This window comes from Citrobacter sp. Marseille-Q5395, assembly GCF_947057495.1.
Taxonomy (GTDB): domain Bacteria; phylum Pseudomonadota; class Gammaproteobacteria; order Enterobacterales; family Enterobacteriaceae; genus Citrobacter; species Citrobacter murliniae.
In genome coordinates, this window is record NZ_CAMSEL010000002.1 from 15,021 (window position 1) to 33,416 (window position 18,396).

Genomic DNA, 18,396 nt, shown 5'->3' on the forward strand with positions numbered 1-18,396 from the left:
TAATGGTTACATCATCATTCATATGTGACGAAAATAGTGATCAATATAACTGATGGTCATTATCCGTTGCTATATCTATTCTAATGTAAGGCTGTGTTTATGCAATTAAGCAAAGTGTTTATTGCTGTTATATCTGCGCTGTGTACTACAAGTGCAATGGCTAATGATATCAATAATAACCAGGAAGTTACAATTGATTCCGTATGGGATGAGACCTCAAACAACCCGAGTCGCATCAGAGTTGGGTATGAAACAGACGGTGCTCTGAATATTGTTCAAGGTGGTGACGTTTTAACTAAATACTTCCATATTGGCCAGGAAGATTCTACCGGTACAGTAAATGTCATTGATGGCGGGAAATTGACAGTTAGCGCAGAATCAATGAGTTATCCCTTTGATATTGGCGGGTCTATCGATGGTCAAAACCATAAAGGGACTGGCACTCTTAATGTTTCCGGGCAGGGAAGTCTCGTCACCATATCCTCTACAAATGCTGCAGCTCTCCAGGTGGGGGCCGGGGACGGAAATGGGTTTATGAATATTTCTGATGGCGGAAAAGTTCGCCATCAATCCGGTGGTATATGGATCGGCGGCAGGGCATCTTCATCCGGAGAAACGTCAGGTGTTGTGAGTGTTGATGGTACAGACAGTGAATTATGGAGTGTGGGCAGTATTCATGTCGGAACATACGGCTCCGGAAGCCTCACCACGTCAAATGGCGGACATACCCATAGTGAAGCCACAATCTCGGTAGGCAATATGGATGAGACGAAAGCCTACGATAATCTGATGAGCGTAAAGGGTGCTGATTCAATAATATCATCGAATGATAAAATGACTGTTGGACTTCAGGGTAAGGGGACGGCGGTTGCTTCCGATAGTGGAATACTCAGTGCTCCAGAGATTGTTATCGCGCAAGATTCCGGGTCCAGCGGTGAACTGGCAGTAGGTGCCAGAGCGGGTGCTGATGCGGCGGTTGCAGGAATTATTGATACTAAGAAAATTATTTTTGGTGTTGGTGATGGTGTATTAACACTTAATCATACCAACACGGATTTTGTCCTTGATGCGGATATAAGCGGTACAGGTTCAGTAAATGCTGAGAGTGGGGTTTCTACCTTGTCCGGTGATAACTCCGCTTTTCGGGGGCGTTTTAATATTTCCTCTCCTGCCACACTGGTTATTTCAGAACAACAAAATATCGGCACAAATGAAATTACCATGACCGGAGGCTTACTGGAGATTGACGCAGCTCACGACTGGCAGTTTATTAACACGCTTACTGGGCAGGGCGTACTTCAGATTAATGCAGCGGGAAATACATTTGATTTTAACTCCTCCGAAGTGACTGAGAATTTCAACGGCACGCTGGCGCTTAAAGACACATTATTTTCTCTGGCAGGTACGAATACCGCTGCGCTGAAAAATATGTTGCTGAGTTTAGGTGAAGGAAGTGTGGTCAGTGTTGGGAATGGTCAACAGGTTATTGACGAGCTTGCGTTTGATGGTGGCAAGCTGGTGTTCGGAGATGTTATCCCAGGTCAGACAGAAAGCACGGAAACAGTTCATACCACCGGAGATCTGGATGTTTCAGGAAAGGGAACGATACAGGTAACCACGGGGGGAATGATAAATAACGATACTCCCACACCGAATACCCATATTACTCTTCTGGAGCAGGATGATGGAAACAGCCTGATTCAACTCGTTTCCAGTGATGCGGACACTATCGGCAGCGCAGGAAATTTGATACTGACGGACCAGAACGGAAAGGTTATCAGTGATGCCGTTGAATCCTCTATCAGTCAGAACGGCGAGGTTGTAGCTGAAGGGACCTATGATTACCGTCTTACCAGCGGTGAGAATAATGACGGGTTGTATATCAGTTACGGGCTGACGCAGGTGGAACTTCTTGCGTCTGGCGATAATGCGCTGGCCCTGGGTGCGAATGGTAATAGCGGAAATGCGGCAGACCTCAGTGCCCGTGTAACGGGTAATGGCGATCTGGCAATTGACAGTCAGAAAGGGCAGACCGTTTCGTTGTCAAATACTGATAATGATTACACCGGGGTCACCGATGTTCGTGGTGGTAATTTGCTGATGCAAAACGACAACGTTCTTGGGCAAACGAGTGAACTTCGTCTGGCAGCAGAAACCGGTTTTGATATGAATGGTCACAGCCAGACAATTGATCAACTGTCTGCTGCGGCGGATTCGTTGCTGAATATCAACGGCGGAAGCCTGACGCTGCAACATGGTGGTTCTGTTGACGGTATGCTGGCTGGCAGCGGCGAGCTGAAGATTATCGGCGACACGTTGACGGTAACCGGTGAAAACAGTGCGCTGACGGCTAAAACAACCATCGCAGAAGATGCAAGTGTGTTGATGAATAATACCCTTGGGCTGGGTGTGGGAAATATCGTCACAGCGGGCACGCTGTCTCTGAGCAAATCCGTAGGCACGCTATATAACAATATCAGTGACGCTGGGTTGGTAGAACTGAGCGGCAGCGATGTGGTGCTGGCAGGGAATAACAGTGATTTCTCCGGGCAGTTCACCATTGATGCGGACTCCCGGCTTACGGCTTCGATGGCGGAAAATCTGGGCGATGCGCAAGTCAGTAATGTCGGTTCACTGGTACTTAACAGTGAGAGCACATGGCAACTCGACAACGAGATCTACGGTCAGGGAAGCGTAACCAAAACAGGCACCGGGACCATTACCGTAGGTGATAACGCGGCCTGGACCGGCCAGACTGTTATCGAACAAGGTAGACTGGAACTGGGACAAGCAGACTCTCCGGTGGTACTTGCCAGTACGCAGGTCACTATTCATGACGGGGCGGTGCTCTCCGGCTCTGGTGGAGTAGCAGGCAACATCGATAACGACGGTATGTTACTGGTCGGGTCGGTGGTGAGCGACAACCCTCAGCTGTTTACTGTAGGTGGTGATTTGTCGAACAGCGGTGACCTTGTTACTGGTATTCATGGTCAACTGGCGGGTAATCAACTGGTCGTTAAGGGTAACTACACCGGTAACGGTGGCCATCTTTCATTAAATGCGGCGTTGGGTGACGACAGTTCCGTTACGGATAAGCTGGTGATTAATGGCGATACGAGCGGCAAAACGTCTGTCAGTGTGACGAATACGGGTGGCAAAGGGGCTGCGACTGTCGACGGAATAGAGGTGATTCACGTTGATGGACAGTCAAACGGTGAATTTACCCAGGCGGGACGTATCGTCGCGGGTGCCTACGATTATACCCTGGGGCGTGGTCTGGATGAGAACAGCGGCAACTGGTACCTCACCAGCGGTAAAACCAATCCGGATCCCGATCCGAAACCCAATCCAGATACCGAGAAGGACCTGCGTCCGGAAGGTAGCAGCTACACCGCAAACCTGGCAGCAGCGAACAATATGTTCGTCACGCGACTTCACGATCGCCAGGGTGAGACCCGGTTCACGGATGCACTTACCGGGGAGCAGAAAATTACCAGTATGTGGATGCGACATGTCGGAGGACACAATAGCTGGCGTGATGGCAGCGGGCAGTTGAAAACCCAGAGCAATCGCTATGTGCTGCAGCTGGGGGGAGATATTGCTCAGTGGAGTCAGAACGAGGTTGATCGCTGGCATCTTGGCGTGATGGCGGGCTATGGCAATGAACACAACAACACCCGGTCTTCACGAACCGGATACGATGCTAAGGGATCGGTGAATGGCTATAGTGCCGGCGTATATGCGACATGGTATGCCAATGATGAGTCACACAACGGCGCGTATCTGGACAGTTGGGTACAGTACAACTGGTTCAATAACCATGTGAAGGGCGATGACCTGCAGGGCGAGTCGTATAAATCCAGCGGAGTAACGGCCTCACTGGAAACGGGCTACACCCAGAAACTGGGTGTGTTCAATGGTAGCAAAGGGACACTGAACGAATGGTATGTACAGCCTCAGGCGCAGGCTGTGTGGATGGGAGTGGACGCTGACGATCATCTTGAAAGCAACGGGACGCGAGTCAGCAGCAACGGCAGCAGTAACTTACAGACGCGTCTGGGCATGAAAACCTGGATTAACAGCCATCATCAGATGGATAACGGTAAATCGCGAGAATTCCAGCCTTTTGCTGAGATTAACTGGATCCACAATAGCCGAGATTTTAGTGCAACGATGGATGGCGTGAATGTACGTCAGAATGGTGCGAAAAACATCGGTGAAGTTAAGGTTGGTGTGGAAGGTCAGGTAACTTCCCGTCTGAATCTGTGGGGTAACGTTGGCGTTCAGGTTGGCGATAAAGGCTATAACGACAGCGCCGCAATGGTCGGTGTGAAATGGAATTTCTGATGCCGTTGGATTGATGCAGCATGTAAGACTTTCGCCTGAATTTCTTAACTATACCGGAAGCACCCCGGTGGGTGCTTTGTCCGATAATACGAGTTAATTATGTCTATAACCAAGAAAGCTGCGCCCACAGTGATGGTGTTGCTTTTTCTTCTGACCGGAATGCTGGCCTCATGGTTGCAATGGAATAAAGAGGAAGAACTCATCAGGGAACACGCAGTAGGTAATCTGGTAGAAGAAATTAATCGTGTTTTTAATGGCGCACGGACACTGGCAGCACTTGCCAGTACACATATCCACGAAGCCTGTACGGACGAATTGTTGCGAACACTGAACCGTCTGACGGCATCAGAAGACAGCATCCGCTCACTCAATATTATCGAAAACGGCGAATGGACTTGCTCATCTCTTGAAGGCAGGGAATCGCTGGGAATTCATTCGTCAGGTACAACCACTCACTCTTTGATGATTGAGTTGGTTCATCGTCAAAAGACGGATATGTATATGGTTTATTTCCCTGCTGCGGGGCAAGTGGTTGCGGTTGCGGTCTATAAGGCAGTCATCGATAATATTTTACAAAAATTTTCCCATGATAAAAAAATAGATGCGTTGTTCTTACTGCACCCCGATAGCAAATCTATGACCCGGGTGGCTTCGCATAATTATCCTTTCTGGATTGTGGATAAATCCAATCGACAGGTCGGTGATTATTTACAAGATAATCGCTATATCATTATTTTATTTTTGATTCTGTTGATAAAATCATGTGTTCACTTGCGTCATATACAGCGATTGTCATCGATTGAAACGCTTGCACGGGCGATCGATAACGACGAATTTATTCCATATTATCAACCTGTCGTAGAACTCATGTCCGGAAAAATTGTAGGAGCTGAAGTTCTTGCCCGATGGAACCATCCGGAGCGGGGGATTGTTCCACCTAATGAGTTTATTCATGATGCGGAAAAAAATGGGCTGATTAATGCAATGACGCTCAGTTTACTGGAGCGGGTAGAAGTGGATATGCAACAAATAGGTAATCGCGGAGAGACATCGTTTCATATCGGTATTAACATCCCGCCTGAATCTCTGGAGTGCAATAAATTTACAGACGCCTGTATTCGATTTATTCAACGCATGAGTCTGATTGATATCGGTGTGATGCTGGAAATCACTGAAAGGCAGCTGAATCTAATCCAGGAAAATGTACTTAACCGATTGAAAGACGCCGGTGCATCGCTGGCTCTGGATGATTTTGGTACTGGTTATTCAAACCATGCGGCGTTGCAGAGAATTTCTCCTCAATATCTGAAAATAGATAAGATGTTTATTGATTCACTGGGCAGAGGAGGCGTTGAAGAGTCCATCGTCAGCAACATTGTTCATCTCTCTCAACTGGTACAGATTCCTTTGGTTGCTGAAGGTATTGAAAATAAAAAACAACAGGAGAAACTCCAGCAGATGGGGGTTGCTCTTGGGCAAGGGTATCTATTTAGCAAGCCCGTTCCCTTTAATGTTTTTTACGCCAGGTTTGATAATTCCGTGCACAAAAAATAAGAGCACCTGTTATAGATTTGCGCTAACAATTTTTAGGTCTCAATTACTGGTAAAGTGAATTTTTATTATTTGTTGTGGCTGTATAGTTTGGTTTTGGTTGCTATTATGTTGCATGCTATTTTTTATTGGGTGTGTTTTTGTGCTCGCGTAGAGTTTTACACTGCTTTAATGGGATTAGTTTGATTACGAACGAATTAAATTGTGTTTTTTTTGTTTGCGCGGAGTGTTTAACTGCAAAAATAACTTTTACGGCCGTCGCGTTATTTTATAGTAACTTATTATTAGGTATAATGTTTTTTAGGTTCTCTATCTGACTGGAGTTTGTGATTATTTGAATTGAAATTATTTTTTGTAAATTGCAAAAGGAAATCACTAATAATTTTATCCGTTTTTTTAAGTGGATGATTTTCAAATTCGTCCGTTATGATGTTTTAGTGTTCTTTTCCAGCTTGTGAAGCATCACACTGGTAACGTTGATGTATATTTATCTGTATGTCCTGGGGGCTTGGTTTTTTATGTCGCTGGGTGTTGCCAAAAATACAACATGAGTCATTTTTTCTGTTAGTGATTTAGAATCCGCATTTATACACAATATATCTCACAGAGGGGGTATTCATTTGGCTGCTATTAACAGCTAGCTAAATATATCGTAAAAAATATGAGTGATTAACGATCGTATATTTCAGTCATTATTACGAATTGATGTCGTCTTCGGTTATTGCCAAATATTTAACCGGGCGATAAACCAAAGCTTCACAAGTGAGCAGCAGGAATACATGAATGAAATTTAAATCTTCAACATTACTGGTAGCGTTTAATGATGATAACCAGATTTACAGCCAGGGAATGTTGTCTTTACTGGAAGATATTTTTACCCATGGAATGGGGATTTCATTGTCCCGAATGACTGGGGCGCCTGGCAATTCCTCCATCCGTGTTGCGGATATCTATGTTGATCATTGTGCTGCAGGTGTGCAGGCAATGTGTCGCCCTGAATACAGATTACGTAAGCAGTGCAGCCTGCTGATTGTGATCAGCTCGGCACGCGGAGAGATTTCGCAGAACACAATTCTTCCGTGTCAGCATAACTGTGTGTTTCTGCACAGAACAGATACTCTTGCGGAAATTCGGCGTCAGATAATACTGGCCTGGCATCGCCGGTTTCAGACGAAAGAGGTTAGTTGTCATGCCTGTCGTCCGTTGCTATTAACTAAATCTGAGGAACGAGTTATCGACTATTTAAGCCAGGGAACGTCGTTATCAGAGTTGGTGGACAGGCTGGCTCTAAGTCCGAAGACGGTAAGTTCACAGAAACACAGTCTCATGCGCAAATTTAGCTTGAGCAACAATGTCGAGCTGATGGATTTTATTCTGTGGTGGAAGCGTTATGAGCCAACTCGCAGGCTGAAGGCAACAGTTTCACCTGCATCAGCTATCGCCAGTACTCTGCCTAAAATGGGCATGAATAACCGTCAGTGCATCACGCCTTTTTTTACAGCAAAATCTGACAGGGACGAAAAACCACGCATACGACTGAAAGTGACTGAATAAACCCAGCGAGAATAAGTGGTGTTATACCTCTATTTAAGTTTTTTTGGGGGCATAACACTGATTGTTTTTCTATGCTCTATTAACTGAAAATATTCTGCACCACTCGCGGTATCAGGAAAGGTTGTAAAAATAAAGGAATGGATGATGTCAGTAATGAATCGGGATAGAAAATACACCCCCAAGACATCCTGTCTGGAATCTCACTATCAACGATTAGTTGCTCGCTGGCAGACGACTGCCGCGGCGGTGACGCTACAGGAAATTGCTGAAGAACTGGGATGCTGCCGTCGCTATACGCGGGTGTTACTCCAGTCGATGATGGCACGTCAGTGGCTATCTTGGACCGGACTGCGTGGCCAGGGAGCCAGGGGGCGTTTACACTGCCGTGTGAAAGATGTCTCTATGCAGGAAAAAGAGAAAATTTTCCTCGAAGTGAGCGCGACGTTAGATTCAGAATATGAAAGTTCTCCCCCAGAGGATGTTAGCAGTAACCGTGTGTGTATTCGTTTCTACCGTCCAATTGATGCCATTGTGCCCTCTGACCATACCGGGAGGGTTGAACGCCATCTGTTGAATATGGTTCATGCCGGACTGACTTCCATCAACGATCAAGGTGTTGCAGTGCCGGACGTGGCGATGGCTGCAAAAAAAAGCCAGAATTTACAGACCTGGCGATTTCCTTTACGACAAGGCCTGACCTGGCACAATGGGGAGCCTGTTCATGCCGACCAGTTGTTACAGTCGTTGCAGATTCACCTTGCTCGTCCTGCATTTTCTCATGTGACTTCCGTCGAGCTGGAAAAAGACCGCGGTATAGATACCCTGATTTTGTCACTGTCCCGACCTGATGCGATGCTGGCATACCGATTGGCCGATCCGGTACACCGGCTTGCTCACCCGCAGTCGGGGGAAACGGGGTTAGGGCCTTTCGCGATCCGGGTGCATAACGATCATCAATTGCAGCTTGAGGCATCTTATTGTTATCACGGTACGAAACCGCGGATACAGACCATCGAGTACAGTATTGAGGCCCGTTTGCCTGGCAGGCAGTGGACCACAGTGGTCCTGCTACACCCGGATGAGGAGCCGGAGGGAGCGACGTTTCAGTATCTCCCGAAAGATGATGCTGGTTTTGTCTACCTTGCATTTAATAATCGCAGTGGGAGTCTGAACCCATCGCAGCAACGTTTTATTCAGGCACTGGCTGGCGTTGCTCTGAGATCGCTTATTGGGCGTGAGAATGTATCACCTGTCAGTGAGCAATGGTCAGTACCTGCATTGTCTGAGAATGCGGAAGTCGTTTTGCTGCCGCCAGCGGTGACGCTCGGCTACTTTTGGGCGCCTGAGACGGAAGCATTGATGAAAAATCTTCAGCGTCAGATGCGTTACTGGGGATGTAAACTGACGATACGCCCCATTGATGCCAATTTGTGGTTCCTGCCTGAAAAATGGGATGACTGCGATATAGGTGTGTCGGATCTGCGCTTTCAAACCCCATGGTGGTTCGCACCAGAAACTCGCTTCTGTCATTCGGTTATGATCCGGCAATTCACGCCACCGACATTTTATAGCAGGCTTAGTCAGCTCCTGATTCGCCTTGGACGGGATGAAGCACGCTATCCTGAGCGTATACGCAGGATAATGGACTTACTGATCAGGACTGGCTGCGTGTCTCCGCTATTCACCCTGAAGTTTGAAGTGCGGGCAAGCAAGGGGATCTGCGACGTAACTGTATTTCCCCAGGGATGGCCAGATTTTAATCGAATTTGGGTGGACGTTAACTGAGTACTTTCGGCGAGGAAATACCTGATACTTCCTCGCAATTTAAAAACGTCATTCAGGACGGGTCAGCATAAATAAAATAGCCCGCTTTATATAAAGCGGGCATGCGTATTAATGAGCAGATTAGAACTGATAGACTAAACCAACTGCAACGATGTCGTCAGTCGCGATCCCGTTATCGGCGTAGAACTGATCGTCTTCATCCAGCAGGTTGATTTTATAATCAACGTAGGTGGACATATTTTTGTTGAAGTAGTAAGTCGCACCGACGTCGACATATTTCACCAGATCTTTGTCGGTGTACTGAGCGATACCACGGTTATTATAAACGCCCTGACCACCTAAGTCCTTACCTTTAGACAACAGGTAGGAAACGGAAGGGCGCAGACCAAAGTCAAACTGATACTGGGCTGTGATTTCAAAGTTCTGCGTTTTATTCGCGATACCGTCACTGTTGCCATATGAGGTCATATTGCGAGTTTCAGCATACATTGCCGCCAGGTAAACATCATTCGCATCGTATTTAGTACCAACAGTCCATGCGTCAGCTGTATCGCCGCCCGCAGTAATGCTGGATTTGTCATTGCGGTTGCTTTTTGCAACCTGATCATTTGTACGATCTGAACTGGAATAGGCAGCACCCATGCTTAAACCGAAGTCAAAGTCATAAGAGGTGGACATGCCATAACCATCGCCATTTTGTTTAGCCAGTTTACGACTATTGCCATTACCAGAACCTTCCTGATTTGCGCTGTGCCCTTCATTATTACCCTGATATTGCAGCGCAAAGTTCAGACCATCAACCTGACCAAAGAAGCCATTGTTACGGTAGGTTGCAACGCCGTTGGTACGCCCTGTCATGTAAACATCGGTCTGGGCGTAGGTATCACCACCAAACTCTGGCAGCATATCGGTCCACGCTTCAACGTCGTAGACTACACCGTAATTACGACCATAGTCGAAGGTACCATTCTGACCGAAGCCTAAACCGGCAAAGGCCAGACGAGTCCAGGAATCACCGTGATCGCTTTCGGGGCCGTTGGCCTGAATGTGGTATTCCCACTGACCGTAGCCCGTCATCATATCGTTGATCTGGGTTTCACCTTTAAAGCCAAGACGCGCATAGGTCTGATCACCGTCACTGCCTGCATCATTAGAAAAATAACGCAGACCATCAACTTTGCCGTACACGTCGAGTTTATTGCCATTCTTATTATAGATTTCAGCAGCATTTGCTGCGCCGGCAGCTAATAACGCAGGAAGAAGTAATGCCAAAACTTTTCTTTTCATTATATATTTCCTTTAATAATAATTGATAAGAATATGTAGCTCTATCCAGTAACTACATTTAGATACTATTCTATTAAGTTCGATTGATTTAAAAGATAACATGTAACAAATATATTTTAAATATTTCAATATGTTTCCGTTTGGTTTTTTGATAACTATTTAATATGTGCCTTATTGTTTTATTAAATATTTAAATGTATGTTTTCATGATGTTATGGGTATATTTTAATCATGGTGATTTTATATATTATGTGCGTAAGGAATGATTTCTTTAATCGCATATTGTTGCCATGTCATATTGTAAACTTGGTTGTATTCATTCTTTGATGCTATGTAGTAATTACTTCTTATAAAGAACACAACTGTATGTGGTCTGTGATGACTTTTATTGTTAAGGTAGTTTTCTTTCTGCTGAGAGCGTTAACGTGGATTTACAATACTGGCAGTCGCAGTTTGAAGCGTGGTTACGCAAAAATCACTTGGGACAAGATGCTGCGCATGACATTTTTCATTTTCGACGCGTGTGGATGACGTCGCAAAAGCTGGGTAATGGTGCAGAGATTGACTGGTTGGTGGTTCTGACAGCCTGCTATTTCCATGATCTTGTCAGCTTGTCGAAAAACCATCCTGACCGTCATCGTTCGTCAGTGTTGGCCGCACAGGAGACGCGCCGTGTGTTGGTTCAAGATTTTCCTGATTTTCCTGAAGACCATTTACCAGCGGTGAGTCACGCCATTGAAGCGCACAGCTTTAGCGCAAAAATCACGCCTGAGACTATTGAAGCTAAAATTGTCCAGGATGCTGACAGACTTGAAGCTTTAGGGGCCATCGGTTTAGCACGTGTGTTTGCTGTTTCGGGCGCATTGGGCGTAGCATTGTTTGACGCGGAAGATCCTTTTGCCCGACACCGGACTCCAGACGATAAGCAATATGCGCTTGACCATTTTCAGACCAAATTGCTGACGTTACCGATGACGATGCAAACTGAGCAAGGACGACATCTGGCACAACATAATGCTGACTTTTTGCTGACCTATATGGCGAAATTAAGCGCAGAGCTGAAAGGGGAATATGAAATGCTGGATCTCGCTGCTATTCAACCCTTTACATCAAATCAGTAGACATAACAGTCAAAACGTCAACACCTCTATTTTATGTTAACCTGTCGACCATCCATTTCGGCCGGTTAAACGTATGCAGGAAAAATTTTCAGTAGCAGGCACCATGAACCTGATGACAGATGATACCGGGACCGCCGCGCAGGCGATTTTGGTGAAGTTGCTTGAGATCTACGACGTAAAAACGCTGGTCGCTCATCTTAATGGGATTGGCGAGAATCACTGGAGCCCGGCAATCTTTAAGCGCGTAGTTGCGAATGAGACATGGCATCGCCTTAGCGATAATGAACTTGCTCATCTGAAGACTTTGCTTCCCACGCCGCCCGCGCATCATCCACATTATGCTTTTCGTTTTATCGATCTTTTTGCCGGAATTGGTGGCATTCGCCGAGGTTTTGAAGCAATAGGCGGACAGTGTGTTTTTACCAGCGAGTGGAACAAGCATGCGGTACGAACTTACAAAGCGAACAACTATTGCGATCCAAATCAACATTACTTTAATGAAGATATTCGCGATATCACGCTCAGTCACCATGAAGGGGTGAGTGATCAACAGGCAGCAGAACATATTCGCCAGCATGTTCCTGAGCATGATGTGCTGCTGGCGGGTTTTCCTTGTCAGCCGTTCTCTCTGGCTGGCGTATCAAAGAAAAATGCGTTAGGTCGTGCTCACGGTTTTGCCTGCGATACACAAGGCACGCTATTTTTTGATGTCGTCCGAATTATTGATGCGCGACGTCCGGCTATATTTGTGCTCGAAAATGTCAAAAACTTGAAGAGCCATGACCAGGGAAAAACGTTTCGTATCATTATGCAGACGCTGGATGAACTGGGTTATGACGTAGCGGATGCGGCGGATAACGGACCGGATGATCCCAAAATCATCGATGGAAAACATTTTTTGCCCCAGCATCGTGAACGTATTGTGCTCGTTGGTTTTCGACGCTGTCTGAATTTGAAAACAGACTTTACGCTGCGCAATATTGTTACCCGCTACCCGCAGCGACGTCTTACACTGGCGGAACTACTTGAGCCGACGGTTGATGCGAAATATGTACTGACGCCAGTGCTGTGGAAATATCTCTATCGTTATGCGAAAAAGCATCAGGCGCGCGGAAATGGATTTGGTTACGGCATGGTGTATCCCGACAACCCGGATACCGTGACGCGCACACTATCTGCACGCTATTACAAAGACGGGGCGGAAATCCTGATTGATCGTGGCTGGGACATGGCGCTGGGGGAAAAAGATTTCGACGATCCCAAGAATCAGTTGCACCGTCCACGCAGACTAACGCCCAGAGAGTGCGCGCGTCTGATGGGATTTGAATCACCTCAGGGATATCAGTTCAGAATTCCGGTGTCAGATACCCAGGCCTATCGTCAGTTTGGTAACTCGGTGGTCGTCCCTGCATTCGCAGCGGTTGCCGGACTGCTGGAGCCAAAAATCAAACAGGCCGTTGCGATGCGAGAAAAAGAGAATCTGCATGGCAGACGTTCACGATAAAGCAACACGCAGTAAAAATATGCGGGCAATCGCCACCCGCGATACGGCTATTGAAAAAAGACTGGCCAGCGTGTTGACAGAGCAGGGAGTTACTTTTCGCGTTCAGGATGCTGCGTTACCGGGTCGCCCTGATTTTGTCGTGGATGACTATCAGTGCGTGATTTTCACCCATGGCTGTTTCTGGCATCACCACAACTGTTATTTGTTTAAGACGCCAGCCACCCGAACAGCCTTCTGGCTGGATAAAATAAGCAAGAATGTCGAGCGTGACGGACGGGATCGCGAAAAGCTACAGGCGCTTGGCTGGCGTGTACTGATTGTCTGGGAATGCGCGTTACGGGGACGAAAAAAACTCGCGGATGAGGCACTGTCGGAACGCGTTATTGAGTGGATCTGCGGCGGTGGCTCCACCGCGCAGATTGACACTCTTGGCATTCATTTACTGTAAGGACTTTTCCGATGGAGCCGCGACAACGTCGGCCCTGGCGGGAAAAAGGTATTTACCCAGTGTCACCAGTATTACCGCGAAAACTATCACGCCCAGAGCCAACCACTCGATGAGCGCCAGGCTTTCACCGCCCAGACCTGTTCCTAGCAACACAGCCACCACTGGATTGACGTAAGCGTAACTGGTCGCCAGGGCTGGGCTAACATTGCGGATAAGGTACATATAAGCGTTGATGGCGATGATAGAGCCAAACAGGGCCAGGTAAGCCACCGCCATAAAGCCGGAAAGTGATGGCATAGTGGTTAATTTTTCTCCGCTGAGAAGCGATGCGCACATCAGCACAATACCCGCAGCTAACATTTCAATCGCACCAGCCATCATGCCGACGGGTAAGGTTATGCGTGAGCCGTATACGGAGCCAAATGCCCAGCTCATCGAGCCGATTAGAATTAACACGGCCCCCCACGGATTGCCACTCAGATTTCCCCCGCTGTTGAGCATGATGATCCCTGCCAGTCCGATAGCAATCCCCACCCATTCCAGTTTGCGCGTTTTGATACCAAAAAAACAACTAAAGCAAAGAGTAAACAGTGGAACCGTGGCGACTACCACGGCAGCGATGCCGGAAGGGACATTTTGGTGTTCTGCGACGGTAACCAGACCATTACCCACCGCCAGCAGCAGAATACCGATCAGCGCGGCATTAAGGAGCGGGCGTAAAGGCGGCAGCTTATGACCGCGAATAAGTAAAAACGCAGTTAATAGAATTCCTGCAGAGAGAAAACGCACGCCAGCCATCATCAACGGCGGCCAACTTTCAACACCGATACGGATAACGAAGTACGTGGAACCCCAAATGATATACAGCGCGAACAGCGCACTGAAAAGTGGTAACAATTGCCTGAAACGCATAATCCCTCACGGTGGAAATAAAAAGGTGCAACATAGTAAACGTCAAAACTATCTTGCTGGCGAGATTTATAATTGTCCGCTGTTGTTAAATAATTGTTGACCAGAAAGGCCGGTTTCAGCATTACGTGTTTTACTTCATACTTACGACTGCAAAAAAATAATATTGAGGGTAAAAATTTTGGCAGGAAGTAGCTTACTCACTTTACTTGATGATATCGCCACGCTTCTCGACGATATCTCCATGATGGGAAAACTGGCCGCGAAAAAAACAGCGGGAGTGTTGGGGGACGACCTGTCGCTCAATGCGCAGCAAGTTTCGGGGGTACGCGCTAACCGCGAGCTTCCGGTTGTATGGAGCGTGGCAAAAGGATCTTTCGTCAACAAAGTTATCCTCGTGCCGTTGGCGTTGTTGATCAGTGCTTTCATACCCTGGGCTATCACGCCGTTACTTATGATTGGCGGGGCGTTTCTCTGCTTCGAAGGAGTGGAGAAAGTCCTTCATACTCTGGAAGCCCGCAAGCACCAGGAAACCCCTGTGGAACGTCAGCAACGTCTTGCCACCCTTGCGGCGCAGGATCCACTGACCTTTGAGAAAGATAAAATCAAAGGGGCCGTGCGTACCGACTTTATTTTATCTGCTGAGATTGTCGCGATTACTTTAGGTATTGTGGCGGATGCACCTTTGCTGAATCAGGTGCTGGTACTTTCTGGTATCGCCTTAGCGGTGACTATTGGCGTGTACGGCCTGGTTGGCATTATCGTCAAGCTTGATGACATCGGATACTGGCTGGTAGAAAAGACCAGTACCCTCGCGCAGTTGACAGGTAAAGGGTTGCTGGTAGTCGCGCCCTGGCTTATGAAAACGTTGTCCGTAGTCGGTACTCTGGCGATGTTTCTGGTGGGTGGCGGAATTGTGGTGCACGGCATTGCGCCGTTACATCATGCGATTGAACATTTTTCGCAGCAGCAAAGCGCATTTATCGCGCTTATGCTTCCGACCCTGCTTAACCTCGTCCTCGGTTTCATCATTGGCGGTATCGTGGTGCTGTTGGTGAAAATGGTGGCAAAATTGCGCGGTGTTTCGCACTAAATGTTCTGTGGTTGGTTACGCAAAACTGCTCTTTGTCGTCTAAGGTGAAAAGGTTTCTCTTGATACAGGGGGCAGGTATGGTCTTTTCTGTCAGTGAGGAAGTTACCGCGAAAGAGGGCGGCCCACGTATGATCGTTACCGGGTATGCCAGCGGTATGGTGGAGTGTCGCTGGTACGACGGCTTTGGCGTCAAGCGGGAGGCGTTCCGCGAAGATGAACTGGTGTCCGGTGAACGAAGACCGCTTAGCCAGGAAATCTGAATATATCGCTCAAACGTAACCCGGTGATATCTCAATCATTAGTTATATTTATCATTTTAGTGAGAATTATTTACTTGTCAGACAAAAAAATTGCAGATAAGGTTGCCAACACATCAGATTTCCTGGTGTAACGAATTTTCAAGTGCTTCTTGCATAAGCAAGCTTGATCCCGACCCGATAAGGGCCGGGATTTTTTTCGCCCATAGTCAGCGATTGATCTCAGACACGCTGAAATCATGGATATCAAGCTCGAACGCTTCAGCCAGTTCATGCCATGTGTGGTAATCACGACCGTCAACGCTAACGCGTTCCGGGTCATCGTGGCTTCGGTGAATTTCGCTCTCGCAGATTTCGTTGATTGCCTTCAGCAAAGCGTCCACATCGACGCCGACTTCGCGTTTGGCCGTATCGCTGTACTCTTTCGCGGTTTTCATCCTCATACCTCTCAACCGTTACGGATATCGGGCGCGCGCCGCAAAACTTCTGATGCACGCTACTTAAGTATAGACCGTCGAGAAAACCCGCAATCACACGCGCCAGGCGCTGCCAGAAAAAGGAATTTGTTCTACACTGGCACAAAGCCACAGGAGGAAAACTATGAAGGTGAATGATCGGGTTACAGTCAAAACGGACGGCGGACCTCGTCGACCGGGCGTGGTACTGGCAATCGAAGAGTTTAGTGAAGGCACAATGTACCTGGTTTCGCTGGAAGACTACCCGCTCGGTATCTGGTTCTTTAATGAGTCAGGACATCAGGATGGTATCTTTGTGGAAAAACTGGAGTGATGTAAGTCTTTCGGGTTTATTCTGACTGGTGGAATATCCACCAGTCAGAACGTTTTACCGCATATTCACAAAGATCCCGTTGGTGACGTTATCGGTGAGTCGAACGACGTGATAGATAACCTGCTTATTATGCGTCTTAATCTTCCTTTTTATATTCCCCTTATGGGATGACACCGTCTTTGCCTTGATATTCATTTGATCGGAAATCTGAATTGTTCCCTGACCCGCCATCCACATACGTAGCATACTGGATTCGGTGCGACTTAATGATAATGTCGGCAGTTTTACATCAACGACAATATCGACTTCCTTTTTCAGAATATCGCCAAGAAGTTCATCCAGTGAATCGGGCTTAATCGATTTAGAACTAATCAATAAATTTTTTCTTACTAAGAGATACTCATCAAAATGTACGTTGGCAATTGCCATAAACACAATAAATAATGTACTGGGATGTTGATTAATGATTTGCTTTATTTGCTGACTGTTATCTGGATCGTGGATGAAACAGTCCTCATTAATAAACACCACAGCAGGGTGCAGTGATTCGCAGGCGATGCGGAGTTCGTCAACGGTTGAAATATCGTTGATTTCCCTTTTCCTCACCCCCCGACTTACCAGATACCCGGTCAACCCTAACCGGGTGTAACTGCATAGATCCATAATAATCGTTGACATGGCATACCCTCACTCAATGCGTAACGATAATTCCCCTTACCTGATTATTGCATCACAACTAAACGGAATAATAACTACCCAAGATGACGCTTTCGCTGTTTTTCAGGCGAAATTACTATCCCGTAAAGTTGAGTATAATTTGCCAGGAAACATCTTAAAGTAAAGTAAATGTTGCGATATGTGAGTGAGGCTAAAACAAATAAACCGCGACAGATATATCCTGGTGGATGTTGTTGGTTTATAAATTTAGGACAATCCTTAGTAAAACAGGATAAAAGTTATGGACTATTATTTACAGGCATTTCGCTGACGATATCGGCCAACAAATTAAAAATTTCACTGAATAATCGCTCACAAAACGGTGCAATTAATGGCATCAGGGCGGCCATTAATGAAATACCCACGGTCAGGGTCAGCGGAAAGCCAATCACAAATACCGACAACTGTGGCGCCATACGATTTAGTAATCCGAGTGCGAGGTTGAGGGTAAGCAACAAGGTCATTACCGGCAGGGCAAGCATCAGTCCGTTGAGGAAGATTAAGCTGCCTGCGCGGGCGAGGGCGAGAAACGCATTACTGTTAACCGGATTGCCCCCTATGGGCAGGGTATGAAAGGTATCCACCAGCAGTGAGATCAGCCATAAGTGACCGTTAAAGGTCAAAAACAGCAACATTGCGAGCATATCCATCAGTCTTGCCAGCACAGGCATATTCAGACGACTTCCTGGGTCGAAGAAGGTGGCGAAGGAAAGGCCCATTTGCAGGCCGATTAATTCACCGGCTGTACGAACCGCGGCAAATGCAAACTGCATAGTGAATCCTAACGCGATACCGATCAGGATTTGCTGCATCGCCAGCCATAACGCCCCGGCGGAAAAAATGGGGACGTCAATCGAGGGAAGTGACGGGGCGATAACAATGGTTATCATCAGTCCCAACCCCAGTTTCACCCGTTTGGGTATCGCACGCTCACTGAGAATTGGTGCTGTAGAAATGAGCGCCAGCACGCGCAGCAGTGGCCAGAAGTAAAGATTCAGCCAGTGGAGCCACTCAACGCTGGTCACCTGCAGCAT

General features: G+C 47.1%; 15 protein-coding genes. 10 read left to right on the forward strand and 5 right to left on the reverse strand.

Annotation, left to right across the window (positions count from 1 at the left end; translation table 11 throughout):
- Window positions 1-99 precede the first annotated feature (99 nt).
- The 4 genes from OH663_RS03670 to OH663_RS03685 all read left to right on the forward strand — a co-directional run bounded on the left by OH663_RS03670 (window position 100) and on the right by OH663_RS03685 (window position 9,237).
- Window positions 100-4,347 (forward strand): autotransporter outer membrane beta-barrel domain-containing protein, encoded by a 4,248-nt coding sequence (locus tag OH663_RS03670; protein ID WP_200012785.1) that lies wholly within the window; start codon window positions 100-102, stop codon window positions 4,345-4,347.
- A gap of 99 nt (window positions 4,348-4,446) precedes the next feature.
- Complete coding sequence (locus tag OH663_RS03675; RefSeq protein WP_200012787.1) at window positions 4,447-5,901, forward strand: EAL domain-containing protein; 1,455 nt, start codon at window positions 4,447-4,449, stop codon at window positions 5,899-5,901.
- Window positions 5,902-6,681: 780 nt separating this feature from the next.
- On the forward strand, window positions 6,682-7,452 hold the full coding sequence (locus OH663_RS03680) for a response regulator transcription factor (RefSeq protein WP_200012790.1): 771 nt from the start codon (window positions 6,682-6,684) through the stop codon (window positions 7,450-7,452).
- A gap of 153 nt (window positions 7,453-7,605) precedes the next feature.
- On the forward strand, window positions 7,606-9,237 hold the full coding sequence (locus tag OH663_RS03685) for an SgrR family transcriptional regulator (protein ID WP_200012792.1): 1,632 nt from the start codon (window positions 7,606-7,608) through the stop codon (window positions 9,235-9,237).
- Window positions 9,238-9,357: 120 nt separating this feature from the next.
- Here the strand turns inward: OH663_RS03685 and ompC are convergent, their stop codons facing one another.
- Window positions 9,358-10,524: a porin OmpC gene (gene ompC / locus OH663_RS03690; RefSeq protein WP_048221217.1), complete on the reverse strand. Its 1,167-nt coding sequence runs from the start codon at window positions 10,522-10,524 to the stop codon at window positions 9,358-9,360.
- 425 nt (window positions 10,525-10,949) lie between these two features.
- Here ompC and OH663_RS03695 point away from each other — a divergent pair, with 425 nt between their 5' ends.
- The 3 genes from OH663_RS03695 to OH663_RS03705 all read left to right on the forward strand — a co-directional run bounded on the left by OH663_RS03695 (window position 10,950) and on the right by OH663_RS03705 (window position 13,597).
- Window positions 10,950-11,645, forward strand: coding sequence for a phosphohydrolase (locus OH663_RS03695; RefSeq protein ID WP_045444368.1), 696 nt, complete (start codon window positions 10,950-10,952; stop codon window positions 11,643-11,645).
- 73 nt (window positions 11,646-11,718) lie between these two features.
- Window positions 11,719-13,149: a DNA cytosine methyltransferase gene (locus OH663_RS03700; protein WP_200012794.1), complete on the forward strand. Its 1,431-nt coding sequence runs from the start codon at window positions 11,719-11,721 to the stop codon at window positions 13,147-13,149.
- Window positions 13,130-13,597 carry a very short patch repair endonuclease gene (locus OH663_RS03705; protein WP_048221219.1) on the forward strand — a complete coding sequence of 156 codons (468 nt, stop codon included), beginning with the start codon at window positions 13,130-13,132 and terminating at the stop codon, window positions 13,595-13,597. Before OH663_RS03700 ends, OH663_RS03705 begins: the two co-directional genes overlap by 20 nt.
- Here OH663_RS03705 and yedA read toward each other — a convergent pair.
- Window positions 13,589-14,509 (reverse strand): drug/metabolite exporter YedA, encoded by a 921-nt coding sequence (gene yedA, locus OH663_RS03710; RefSeq protein WP_200012795.1) that lies wholly within the window; start codon window positions 14,507-14,509, stop codon window positions 13,589-13,591. The genes OH663_RS03705 and yedA overlap by 9 nt on opposite strands.
- A 178-nt stretch (window positions 14,510-14,687) precedes the next feature.
- Here yedA and OH663_RS03715 point away from each other — a divergent pair, with 178 nt between their 5' ends.
- Together OH663_RS03715 and OH663_RS03720 are read left to right on the forward strand one after the other, a co-directional pair.
- Window positions 14,688-15,599 (forward strand): DUF808 domain-containing protein, encoded by a 912-nt coding sequence (locus tag OH663_RS03715; RefSeq protein ID WP_200012797.1) that lies wholly within the window; start codon window positions 14,688-14,690, stop codon window positions 15,597-15,599.
- 77 nt (window positions 15,600-15,676) lie between these two features.
- Window positions 15,677-15,859 (forward strand): YodC family protein, encoded by a 183-nt coding sequence (locus tag OH663_RS03720; RefSeq protein ID WP_045444360.1) that lies wholly within the window; start codon window positions 15,677-15,679, stop codon window positions 15,857-15,859.
- 206 nt (window positions 15,860-16,065) lie between these two features.
- Here OH663_RS03720 and yodD read toward each other — a convergent pair whose 3' ends face one another.
- A complete protein-coding gene (yodD, locus tag OH663_RS03725; protein ID WP_045444359.1) occupies window positions 16,066-16,293 on the reverse strand; it encodes a YodD family peroxide/acid resistance protein in 228 nt (75 codons plus the stop codon).
- Between the two features lie 163 nt (window positions 16,294-16,456).
- Between yodD and dsrB the strand changes: the two genes are divergently transcribed.
- Window positions 16,457-16,645 (forward strand): protein DsrB, encoded by a 189-nt coding sequence (gene dsrB / locus OH663_RS03730; RefSeq protein WP_045444358.1) that lies wholly within the window; start codon window positions 16,457-16,459, stop codon window positions 16,643-16,645.
- Window positions 16,646-16,699: 54 nt separating this feature from the next.
- On the opposite strand, the gene rcsA is transcribed toward dsrB, so the two are convergent.
- The gene (gene rcsA / locus OH663_RS03735; protein ID WP_045444355.1) at window positions 16,700-17,323 is read right to left on the reverse strand and encodes a transcriptional regulator RcsA; all 624 of its coding nucleotides are present in this window, start codon (window positions 17,321-17,323) and stop codon (window positions 16,700-16,702) included.
- Between the two features lie 278 nt (window positions 17,324-17,601).
- Window positions 17,602-18,396, reverse strand: a complete 795-nt coding sequence (gene fliR / locus OH663_RS03740) for a flagellar biosynthetic protein FliR (RefSeq protein ID WP_045444352.1) — start codon at window positions 18,394-18,396, stop codon at window positions 17,602-17,604.